Source organism: Enterobacter sp. 241F3 (genome assembly GCF_034106785.1).
GTDB lineage: Bacteria > Pseudomonadota > Gammaproteobacteria > Enterobacterales > Enterobacteriaceae > Enterobacter > Enterobacter vonholyi.
On the sequence record NZ_JAWNDD010000001.1, the window covers coordinates 1307599 to 1319059 of the forward strand.

General features: G+C 55.2%; 9 protein-coding genes and 1 tRNA gene. 2 read left to right on the forward strand and 8 right to left on the reverse strand.

Features of this window, described 5'->3' with window-relative positions:
* Window positions 1-39 precede the first annotated feature (39 nt).
* The 8 genes from pheP to UR504_RS06255 form a co-directional block, all read right to left on the reverse strand.
* Window positions 40-1428 (reverse strand): phenylalanine transporter, encoded by a 1389-nt coding sequence (gene pheP, locus UR504_RS06220; protein WP_115874408.1) that lies wholly within the window; start codon window positions 1426-1428, stop codon window positions 40-42.
* A gap of 103 nt (window positions 1429-1531) precedes the next feature.
* Window positions 1532-3715 carry a TonB-dependent receptor gene (locus UR504_RS06225; RefSeq protein ID WP_302234328.1) on the reverse strand — a complete coding sequence of 728 codons (2184 nt, stop codon included), beginning with the start codon at window positions 3713-3715 and terminating at the stop codon, window positions 1532-1534.
* Window positions 3716-3899: 184 nt separating this feature from the next.
* Window positions 3900-4175, reverse strand: coding sequence for a DUF1471 family periplasmic protein YahO (gene yahO, locus UR504_RS06230; protein ID WP_023310654.1), 276 nt, complete (start codon window positions 4173-4175; stop codon window positions 3900-3902).
* Window positions 4176-4324: 149 nt separating this feature from the next.
* The gene (locus UR504_RS06235) at window positions 4325-5356 is read right to left on the reverse strand and encodes an ABC transporter ATP-binding protein (RefSeq protein ID WP_320739466.1); all 1032 of its coding nucleotides are present in this window, start codon (window positions 5354-5356) and stop codon (window positions 4325-4327) included.
* A 1-nt stretch (window position 5357) separates the two neighbouring features.
* Window positions 5358-6932 (reverse strand): iron ABC transporter permease, encoded by a 1575-nt coding sequence (locus UR504_RS06240; RefSeq protein WP_320739468.1) that lies wholly within the window; start codon window positions 6930-6932, stop codon window positions 5358-5360.
* A gap of 24 nt (window positions 6933-6956) precedes the next feature.
* On the reverse strand, window positions 6957-7973 hold the full coding sequence (locus tag UR504_RS06245) for an iron ABC transporter substrate-binding protein (RefSeq protein ID WP_320739470.1): 1017 nt from the start codon (window positions 7971-7973) through the stop codon (window positions 6957-6959).
* 354 nt (window positions 7974-8327) lie between these two features.
* Window positions 8328-9158, reverse strand: coding sequence for a CPBP family intramembrane glutamic endopeptidase (locus UR504_RS06250; protein WP_274242254.1), 831 nt, complete (start codon window positions 9156-9158; stop codon window positions 8328-8330).
* Between the two features lie 102 nt (window positions 9159-9260).
* A tRNA-Arg gene (locus UR504_RS06255) sits at window positions 9261-9337 on the reverse strand.
* 278 nt (window positions 9338-9615) lie between these two features.
* On the opposite strand from UR504_RS06255, the gene UR504_RS06260 reads away from it, so the two are divergent.
* Together UR504_RS06260 and UR504_RS06265 are read left to right on the forward strand one after the other, a co-directional pair.
* Window positions 9616-10314, forward strand: a complete 699-nt coding sequence (locus UR504_RS06260) for an EAL domain-containing protein (protein ID WP_274242253.1) — start codon at window positions 9616-9618, stop codon at window positions 10312-10314.
* Between the two features lie 24 nt (window positions 10315-10338).
* Entirely contained in the window at window positions 10339-11067 is a 729-nt protein-coding gene (locus UR504_RS06265) for a helix-turn-helix transcriptional regulator (RefSeq protein ID WP_302234319.1), read from the forward strand.
* Window positions 11068-11461 lie beyond the last annotated feature (394 nt).

The following is an 11461-nucleotide window of genomic DNA, read 5'->3' on the forward strand; positions in this document are numbered from 1 at the left end:
ACCCCGGCCCTCTCCCACGGGGAGAGGGTGAAAAGCAGATCACTTTTTTCGGGATAGCTTAAACGCCACAAACAGGAATATAACCCACACCGGCAGCAGCATCGCGGACAGGCGCATCTCATCCATGGTGCACATCAGCACCAGAATCAGCCCCAGGAAAGCGATACAGATGTAGTTCCCCGCCGGGTAAAGGAGCGCTTTGAACTGCGTTTCGCGTCCCTTGCGGCGCATCGCGGCGCGAAAGCGCAGGTGCGCCAGGCAGATCATGATCCAGTTCAGCAGCAGCGTGGCGACAACCAGCGCCATCAGCAGGCCGAAGGCCTCTTTCGGCAGGAGGTAGTTGATCAGCACCACCAGCGACGTGATGGCCCCTGACAGCAACAAAGAGTTCACCGGCACGCCGCGACGGCTGACGCGGGTTAAAAAGCGCGGTGCGTTGCCCTGTACGGAGAGGCCAAACAGCATACGGCTGTTTGAGTAAACGCCGCTGTTATAGACCGACAGCGACGCCACCAGAATGACGAAGTTCAGCGCCGAGGCGACCACGTTGCTGTTCAGATCGTGGAAAATCATCACGAACGGGCTGCTGTCGGACTTCACTTCCACCCACGGATAGAGGGCCAGCAAGACCACCAGCGAGCCGATGTAGAACAGCAGGATCCGATACACCACCTGGTTAACCGCTTTTGGAATGCTTTTATGCGGGTCGCGCGCTTCGGCGGCGGTAATGCCAATTAGCTCCAGCCCACCGAAGGAGAACATGATCACCGCCAAGGAGAGAATCAGCCCTTTCCAGCCGGTGGCGAGGAAGCCGCCGTGCTGCCACAGGTTGTCGATCGTGGCGCGCTCGCCGCCGTGGCCAGAGAACAGCAGCCACAGGCCAAAGCCGATCATGCCGATAATCGCCAGCACCTTGATCAGCGCAAACCAGAATTCGGTTTCGCCATACAGGCGGACGTTGACGAGGTTAACGGCGTTAATAATGATGAAGAAGGCCGCCGCCCAGACCCACGTCGGGACATCCGGCAGCCAGTACTGCATATAGATGCCTGCGGCGGTTAACTCCGCCATCCCCACCAGCACGAACATTACCCAGTAGTTCCAGCCGGACAGGAAGCCGGCAAACGGGCCCCAGTATTTATAAGCAAAGTGCGCGAAGGAGCCTGAAACCGGCTCTTCAACGACCATCTCGCCAAGCTGGCGCATGATCAGGAAGGCAATAATCCCGGCGATACCATAACCCAGCAGAACCGCCGGGCCAGCCATCTGAATAGCGGGGCCTATGCCGAGAAACAGCCCGGTACCGATTGCGCCGCCAAGGGCAATTAACTGAATATGTCGATTTTGCAACCCACGTTGCAGCGTCGGATTCTGATCCGACGAGGCTTCGGCGCTACCATGGCCTGAAGCGGATGACGCGTCTTTCACGTCCTACCCCTGTCTCTTTTTTAGAAGGGGCACGTTTTAACACTTCATGCTGGAGGTAGCAAGGGATTGGGGCATCCCTGCCCCGGATAACGAGATGGAACGCTTAGAATTCGTAGCCAACCGAGACCTTAAAGGTGCGCGGTTCGCCCTGCGTAATATAGGTACCGGAATCGTCCACGCTGGCCCAGTAGTTTTCATTGGTCACGTTGTCGATGCCCGCGCGCACGGTCATCTGGTTTGCATTGTGGTTCACCGCGAAGCGATAGCGCATCCCCAGATCCAGCGTGGTGTAGCTGTCCAGCTTTTTGGTGTTTGCAAGGTCAGCATATTGCGCGCCGGAGTGATTCACGCGGGCGGTGGCAGTCAGGCCGTCAATCGGCTTAATGTCGTACTCTGCGCCCAGCACGGCGTAAAAGTTCGGAATACCGATCGCATCGTTACCCTGATTTACGCCGTTTTTGGTTTTGGTTAGCTCAGCCTGCAGCCAGGTAGCGCTGGCGTTCAGACGCATCCCCAGCATTGGCTCGCCGAAGACGTTCAGCTCCACGCCACGGTTACGCTGTTCAGCGTCAAGGCCGTAGTGACCGCTGTCGTCGAGGATCGCCGACGGCATTTTGATTTCGAACAGCGCAAGCGAGCCGCCTACGCGGCCAAAGTCCGCCTTCACGCCCACTTCATTCTGCTTAGAGTGAACGATACCGGTGCTCTGGCCGTAGTTGGTGGCGGTATTAGGCGCGGTTTTGCCCGGCTGCAGCGCTTCGGTATGGTTGGCATAGAGGGAAAGCGTCTCCCACGGCTTGTAGACCACGCCGTAGGTTGGCATCCAGCGGCTGCCGTCGAAGCCGTCCGCCGCGTTTTCCGCACCGGTAATTTTGTTATACCCGCGAATGACCACCTTCTGGTGGCGCGCCCCGGCGGTGAACAGCAGTTTGTCGTCCAGTACGCCCAGCGTATCGCTCAGCAGCCAGCCCTGTGTGCGCGTGCGTCCGCTGGTCAGCGGGTCGCTGTACTTTCCGCCGGAGCCGTTGAAGTTGCTGCTGTCCGGCATATCGACGCCGGTATTGTGGTAGATGTTGGTGGTCGGGTTATCCTTCGCAGCCGACATTTTCCACGCGATTTTTTCGTTTTTGGTCATCGCCGAATAGCCGACATTGACCTTGTGCGAGATAAAACCGGTATCAAAGTTACCGCGAATGCCCGCCATGCCGCTGACGGAATCGCTGATACGGTTGGTATCAAGGCGGCTGGCCGTTGCCTTACCGCTTTTATCGACCAGCTTCGGCGCGCTGTAGATCCCTTCCTCGTGCGCGTGCTGCGCGCCCAGGCCGGTGTAGGCGGTCCAGCCGTCGGTGATGTCGTACTCGCTGCGCCACATCCCGAACTCGTTTTCGATGTCGCTGTAGGCCCACTTCTGAGAGAAGTTGCGATCGTTTTTCGGCGGCTCGGGTACGAAATCCACCGCGGAGATATTGACGCTGGTCGGGCTGCCGTGGAAGGTTTTCTTCTGATAGCCGAGATCCAGCGAGGTGCGGAAGCGGTCACCGCTGTAATCCAGGCCGGTAGAGAGCAGCGTGGTGCGGCGGCGGTCATTCGGTATGCCGGTTTCCCCTTCGCGATGGACCAGGTTCACCCGCGCGCCAAACTGGTCGCTGTCGCCGTAGCGACGGCCCGCATCCAGCGTGGTGCCAATCTGGGAATCAGAGGTATAGTCGATGCCCACTTTCGCCTGCGGGAGTTCGCCGGCGTGTTTGGGCTCAAGGTTGATCATCCCGCCCACGCCGGAGCTCGCCGCGCCGTTCATCAGCGAGTTGGCCCCTTTGAAGATCTCGATGCGATCGACCATCTGGGTATCTACTACCTGCCGCGGCAGCACGCCGGACAGACCGCCAAAGGTCATGTCGTCACCGTCAAACTTCAGACCGCGGATGCGGTAGGTTTCCGCGCTGTTGCCATACCCCTGAACGAACTGCACGCCCGCGTCGTTAGCGACCACGTCAGCAATGGTTTTCGCCTGCTGATCTTCCACCAGCTTTGAGGTGTAGCTGATGATGTTGAACGGCACGTCCATGGCGTTCTGCTGGCCCAGCATTCCCATGCGTCCGCCGTTCGCCACCTGTCCGTCAAGGAAGGCCGGTAACAGCTGGTCGCCACCGGGTTTGAACTCGCTGGCAGGCTTAGCCTGCACGATGAGGGTATCTTCTTTTTGATCGTCAGCCGCAAAGGCGGAATGTGTTATTGCGCCAACGGCGAGCGCCAGCAGCGTTTTGTGTATGTTGGTGTTGTTCATCGTTAACTCATTTGAAAGTGCGCGCAAAAATGACCCGTTATCGGGCCTTAGAATGTGCTTGCTGAAATGCAAATGAGAACTATACGCATTATAAATGCATTAGCAAGTGTAACCGCGTTCATGAGGAGGTATGGCGAGAAAAGAGGGTGAACAACCACCCCGTTTCGGGGTGGCTGCAATGACGTTATTTTTTCTTGTAGATATTGGCCGTACCGTGAATTTTATTGTTGGTGTTCCCTGAAGTGAGCACCAGGACATCCGCGCCTTTCTTATCGGCTTTCTCAATCAGTTCTTTTTTTGCATCATCCACCGATACTTCATTCGAGGTGTTTACCGTACCGATTTTTTTATATTGAGATGCAACTTTTTTGAACTCGCTTTTAGTGAGTAGCTGTGCAGCAAAAGCATTGGTTGTAAACAGTAACGCCGTTCCCAACAAAATAGCAGTCGTCTTTTTCATAACCTTTTTCCTTGAGATTAATCAGCAACTACGAAAAACCTCACGCATTGCGGTGAGGTTTTATGAGCATGGTAGAGAATCTCAGAGAATGCCATACGTTCGGGAAAAATCTTTTATAACAACCCGTTGCATGAAATTACTAACGAATATTAAGAATATTCGAATACACGCGCGGTGCCAGCAATATCAATGCGTACCGCCGTGCCAGGGTTCCATCCAGGCTGGCTGACGGTCTTCAGGGTCACGGGCTCGTGCTGCCCGGCGAGCCCAAGGGTGAGCGTCGACAGCTGGCCGGTGAAGTCCACATCAAGAATCGAGATTGGGCTTTCATGGGAGGCACATGCCGTCACGCTCAGCTGTTCCGGGCGCAGCATCACTCTGCCCTGCCCTGTAGCCTGCGCGTTGTCCGTGGGCACCTCACCCAGGGCGCACAGGGCGTAGCCCGCGGTGAGCTGCGCAGGCAGGATCAGCGCATCGCCAAGAAAAAGCGCCGTCTCTTCGTCAACCGGACGGGTGTACACCTCATAAGGCGTCCCGACCTGCGTGAAGCGCCCGGAGCGCATGACCGCGACCTGCGTGGCAAAGGACAACGCTTCGTTCTGATCGTGGGTGACCAGAATCGAGGCCACGCCCGCTTCGGCCAGCAGATCGGCCGTGGCTTTACGGGTCATGGCGCGCAGGCCGGTGTCCAGCGCCGAGAATGGTTCATCCAGCAGCATCAGTGAAGGACGCTGGGCCAGCGCACGGGCAAGCGCCACGCGCTGCTGCTGTCCGCCGGAAATCTCATGGGGCCAGTGCGTTGCGAGCTGCCTGTCCAGAGAGACCATCTCCATCAGCGCCTCAACGCGCTGGCGCTTCTCGTGGCGGGTACCGTCCAGCCCCCAGGCAATGTTGTCTGCCACATTGAGGTGAGGGAAAAGCGCCCCTTCCTGAGGTACAAAACCGATCCGGCGCAGGTGGGCGGGAACAAAACTGTTTTCATCAAACAGCGTTCTCCCCTGCATGACAATACGTCCGGTGTCGGGCGTTTCGAACCCGGCAAGAATACGCAGCAGCGTGGTTTTCCCCGACCCGGACGGCCCGACAATCGCCGTCCTGCTCCCCGGCGCAACGCTCAGGTTTAAGCTGTCGAGCACCTGCACATCAGAAAACGATTTAGAAATGGCGGTTAATTCAAGCATGTCATAGCCCTGCAATTTTCTTCGACTGCATATAGAGAATGGCGGTCAGCGGGAGTGAAATCAGGATCATCAGCATCGCGTAAGGCGCTGCAGCCACATAATCAATTTCGCTGGTCAACGCCCAGAATCCGGTGGAGAGCGTGCGCGTGCCCAGAGGAGAGAGCAACAGCGTGGCGGTTAACTCGTTGCTGACGCCGAGGAAAACCAGCGCGGCCCCCGCCGCCGCACCCGGCGCGGCCAGGCGCATCGTGACGCTCCAGAGCGCCTTCGCGGGCGTGCTGCCCAGGCTGCGCGCCACGTTTTCCAGCTCAACCGGCGCCTGAGCAATCCCCGCCCGCAGGTTGATGAGCGCACGGGGCATAAACATCAGCAGGTAGGCCAGGAACAGGGTAATTTCCGTCTGGTAAATGGGACGGGCGTAATGAATAGTGACGGTGACCAGCGCCAGCGCCGTGACAATGCCCGGCAGCGAACTGGTGATATAGATGCACCCTTCCAGCATCCGGAAGATGCGGTGTGGATAGCGGATACCGAGCCACGCGATGGGGATCACGCACACGGTCGTCAGAAGTGCGCCGCCCACGCCGAGCATCAGCGTCTGGCGCAGGGAGTGCCAGAGATCGGCACTCATCCAGTTTTGCACGCCGCCGAGCCAAACCCAGCGACACAGAACAATTAACGGCACGCCCAGCGCCAGCACGATCAGCACGATGAAAAACAGCTGACCCAGCGCGGCCGCCGCAGGCTTCAGCGGCCAGCGTTTCTGCTCGCGCGCGGCCCCGGCGCCAATTCGCGCGTAGCGGGCTTTTCCACGCGTCACGCCTTCCAGCATTAATATAGCCAGGCAGCACAAGGCCAGCACGCCCGCCAGCATGTTTGCCGCCGGGCCGCTGAAGGTAGACTGAAACTGGTCATAAATTGCCGTGGTGAAGGTATCAAAGCGGATCATCACGTACAGGCCATATTCCGCCAGCAGGTGCAGCGCCACCAGCAGCGCGCCGCCGCAGATAGCCAGCTTGAGCTGGGGCAGCACCACGCGGAAAAAGACCTTCCACGGCGGCGTGCCGAGCGACGCGGCGACATCTTCAAGCGTCGGATCAAGGCGACGCAGCACCGCCGCAACCGGCATATAGATAAACGGATAGTACGCAAGAACCGAGAGGAACACGCCCGCGGAAAGCCCATGCATGGACGGGACAACGCTCACCCAGGCATAGCTTTGCACAAACGCCGGAATGGCCAGCGGAGCGACCGCCAGCGCGGACCAGATGCCCCGTCCGGCAAGCTGCGTGCGCTCTGTGAGCCAGGCTATCACCACGCCCGTCACGATACACAGCGGAACCGCCAGGGCCGTCAGCCACAGCGTGTTGCCGAGCAGCTCAGCCACACGCGGGCGAAACACCAGCGCCTTAATGGTTTCCCAGCCGGTCTCAATACCAATGGCAATGATAAAACCCAAAGGCAGAAGCGCCATTAATGAAAACAACACAGCTAACGCAACCATCGGCAGTGCAGGACGCCTGCGGACAGGCTCCTGCACTCTGTTTTTTCCGATGTCGAGACTCAGACCAGACATAAGACGTTCACTTCACTCTCAGGATCACAGCAGACCGGCTTGCGTCATCAGCTCGATAACTTTTTTACTGTTGAGCGTTGAAGGTTCAACTTTCGGTGCATCAAGAGCTTTCAGCGGAACCAGTTTCGGGTTGGAGGCCGCGTTCACGCCCACTGCATACTCAAAGGCGTTGTTGGTACGCAGACTTTCCTGACCTTCTTTGCCGGTAATGTACTTGATGAAGGCCTGCGCCTGCGCTTTGTGTTTGCTGGACGCCAGCACGCCACCGCCGGAAAGGCTTACGAACGCGCCCGGATCCTGGTGTTTGAAGTAGTAGAGCTGAGTGTTTTTGCTGTTTTCACCGGTTTTGGACTGGTCGACAAAGCGGTAGTAGTGATAAATCACGCCGCCATCAATCTGGCCGGCATTGACTGCCTTCATCACGGTGCTGTTGCCTTTATAGGCAACGAAATTGGCTTTCATCGCTTTAAGCCATTCCAGGGTGGCCTTCTCGCCCTTCAGGGCCAGCATCGCGCTCACGATGGCCTGGAAATCCGCGCCTGAAGGAGATGCCGCCCAGCGGCCTTTCCACTCGGGTTTCGCCAGATCCATCAGCGACTTAGGCAGCTGCTGTTCGCTGAGTTTTGCCGGGTTATACACAAATACCGTGCTGCGGGCGGCAATGCCGATCCAGCGGCCGTGCGCAGGACGATATTCCGCCGGTACCTGCTTCAGGGTGTCTGGATCCAGCGGCGCAAACAGGTTTGCATTATCCACCAGCACCATGGACGGCGAGTTCTCCGTCAGGAATACGTCTGCCGGCGACGCGCTGCCCTCCTGCACCAGCTGGTTACCCAGCTCGCTGTCATCACCATTACGTAGAGTGACTTTAATACCGGTTTCTTTAGTAAAACCGTCAACCCACGACTTCACCAGGTTTTCGTGCTGCGCGTTATAAACAACGATACCTTCGTTGTTATCGGCGGCAACCGCTTGTGCGGAAAGGAAAAGGGAGGAAGACAACAAGGCAAGCGAGAAGCAGGACAGCAGGCGAGAATTCATGAACATATCCTTAATAGACCAACGGGAGTAACCACTCATAGCTTTGTGGGACAGGATTAAAGCATACAACAACGCTAATGATAATTAGTATCAATCGAGTTTAGTCGTAAAAGTGTAAAATTTCTTTTTAGCAGATTTTAGAATGATAAAAATCCAAATTTTAATGAGAGATAATTCTTAGATTAAGAAAACCTTAAGCCTGCCTGTAATGAATTAATTAGCCTTCTATTTATTATAACGCGAAGGTAAATCTGATATTCATGCGCCCGGCAGATATAAAAGCCCCGATATTGCGGGGCTTTGTATGCTTATCCGGAGGTAGCTAAATTTATAAGGCTACTCATTTAAAAAGCATCACATAACCGCATGAGGGGCATACACAGGATAGGTGAAGAACAATAAATGCAGGCCGTTCAGCCCAAAATGGAATAACGTTGCAACCCAGAGCCTGCCGCTCCACATCCACGCCAGGCCGTAAATAATGCCTGAGAGGCTGGCAAAAATAATCAGCAGTAAACCGCCGCTATAATGCATCAGCCCAAAGATGACTGAGGCAATCAACAGCGCGACAACAGGATGAACGATCCGGGACAATCGCTGCTGAAGGTAGCCTCTGAACAAGGCTTCCTCGGCCAAAGAGACGAAGAAAATATTCGCAAGGGCAAATTGCGCGAACCATTCTGGCGCATGTGGCTCAATTCTCAGCCCGCCCAACGCCACAGCCAGAAGTAACAGCGCGGGTACCGCAAGAACCAATATCGCCCAGCCGACCTTGCCAGCTTTATAGAGGGGTTTTGCTACGAATAACGTTGGCATACACGTAATTAAAAAGAACGGCACCACCGCCTTGTCCATATTAAAGTACATACTGAACGGTTTGCTTTGCGGACCAACGACGACAGCATCCAGCACCTTTGGGTTATGAAAACCCGGGATCACATGCAAAACCAGGGCAACGGCGATGACCACGCACAGGCCTTCGACCAGATATGTGTATTTATTATTTTTATTACGTAGCCATTCAACAACAGACCAGCCAACAACGATTGATGCAATAACCAGCAGCGCCGGGGCGTCAAGAATACTCTGTTTCCAGCCGAGAAATGCCGTTAATCCCAGCATCAGGTAAGCCAGGCTTTTATTAAGAGAGAGTGCGGCAAGCGAAGTTGCGAGTAGATACCACATAAATGTCCTTCATGACCGGTAAATTTTAGGGGTGCTGTCCCAAATATGTCCCACAATGGAAATCAGGAGGATGTGAAGGAGGCGTAACTCTATGAAATTAAATGGCACGCCCTGTAGGATTCGAACCTACGACCTACGGCTTAGAAGGCCGTTGCTCTATCCAACTGAGCTAAGGGCGCACTGAGAAGTGTGTACTTCGCGGTGGTGAAACGCGAAGAATTATACGGTCAATGGCAGGTGAGTCAATGCCTTTTCCGTTTTCAGAGTCAATTACCGCTAGCCGATTGTAAATACGGCTATTTTCTCAACATTTTGTCCTGTTTCACCGTAAAATTTAGCGCTGCGAAAAGGCTTAGTTGCATTTAAGTAACGCCTACTGTTTTCCCGAACGTCAGCTCGTCACACTAGAGTCAGGTATCCCGGCCGCCTGGAGGCTGACAGACAACAGGACAATGGAGTGACAGCGCAAAACCTGATCGATACGCCCCCCCGGTTACAGTACATATCTCAGGACATCGTCGGCATTAAGCTTGAGCCCATCGTCGCCCTTACCTCCTTGCGCCAGGTTGGCGTCGAGGTCCTTAGCGTTCTGGCCGACATGCGGCACAGTGAGGACTTTTTTTGCGATCGGTCCGCAGACTGGTCGATAACGCTGCTTGAAGCGCAGCTTGCCGCGTTAAAAAATACGCCGCACGGTCATAACCTTTTTATTAATCTGCCGATAACCGTTCTGACAGAGCCCACGTCTTTTCAGCGACTTATAAGATTATCCTGCGTGCCGCTCAATATTGAGTTTGTCGACCCCGCGTCCATTTTGGCGCTTTCCGTCGCACAGAAGCAGTTAGTGGTTCAGAATCTCCATCAGTTGAGCAGACGAGGGCACGCAATCTGGCTGGACGACATCGATGACGTCTTAGTGCAGTCGTTTTTATCCTTTCGACTCCCGTTAAGCGGCATCAAAATAGATAAGGAAGCATTCTGGCGTTTACGCGACACCCCTGAGTTGAGGCAACTGGTTTCCCTTTGCTTTCAGCTTGCCGGGAAAGTGCTTATTGAAGGTATTGAGACTGAACGCGATCGTACCTGTGCACTGCAGGCAGGCGCAGATCTCGGCCAGGGGTATTACTGGTTGTCCTGGACATGGCCGGAGGATTAGAAAGCCATTTCCAGGAGGGAGACCATGCGAATGACAGTGCGCCGTTACCGGCGGCGGCGTACAGGAAGTGATGCACTGGGATTTACGCGCTCACCTTTTGCTCCCCCCTTTTTCGACCGGCTCGAATTCTTGAGCCAGTCCATCAGCCAGCCCCGCAAAACAGACGCCCCTTTTATCCTTCTGGTGACTGAGGATCACTACCTGCGCACCGGTTTTCTCAACGGGCAATTTCCCCTGAGCAGCTGCTGCGACTACGCCACGCTGGACGATGCCCTCATCGCTCAGACGCAGTGGCCCTCAGCCCGTCTGGTCGTGGATATTGAAAGCCGGTCCACGGGGCTTCTGGAGAAACTGGATCAGTTGAGACGGCATAGTCTGTTTCCTCCGTTCCTGACGCCCTGGCTGTTGGTCAGGGCCGATAATTACGACACCCGCCTCTTCTGCAAAGCGGCAGGTCCCTTTCATGTTCTCGAACGCCAGCTGAATGCCGCTGTGCTCCAGCAGAGCCTGCTGGATACCCTCCCTCCGCAGGGTACGGAGAAAGACTGGTTTTCACGCAACGAATGGCCCATCCTGCAGGAGCTTTCCCGGGGCAAGACATTACGTCAGATTGCCCTTATGCAGAATCGTCCCTATAGCCGTATTATCTATCGTCTCAGCTGCATCCTGGTGAAGCTCGGGCTGAGCCATCGTCAGGAATTGCTACATCTTCTTAATAACCTCTCAGACTGCACATTTTCACTCACGTCCTAACCCCTTATTTCCTAAAGCTGTTTAGGAATTTACTTACCACTTGCGTTGCATAAATGTTAATTTTTAACAATTAAATCGAATTTATAACTATTCCTAATTTAAGGACGCGAACATTGTGAAATGCCACAGAATGAACAAACGGCAGCACTTTACTCCATCCGTTAAGTGAATGCAGATAGCGTTAACAAGATGATAATGATGTAAAAACAAGCAGCTTAGCGACAACGTCCAGGAGGAAAAAGCAAAGCGGATAGCATGTTCTCCTGTGCAGGAGATGCGGACCTTCTAATCAACCAGCGCGCTTTCAGATGAAGGACTGGCGGCCTGCGAGGGCAATTGTTGAGCTCATCAGCGTGGGTTAGTCCCCCTAAATGATGGGTATTTTCGTTAACAA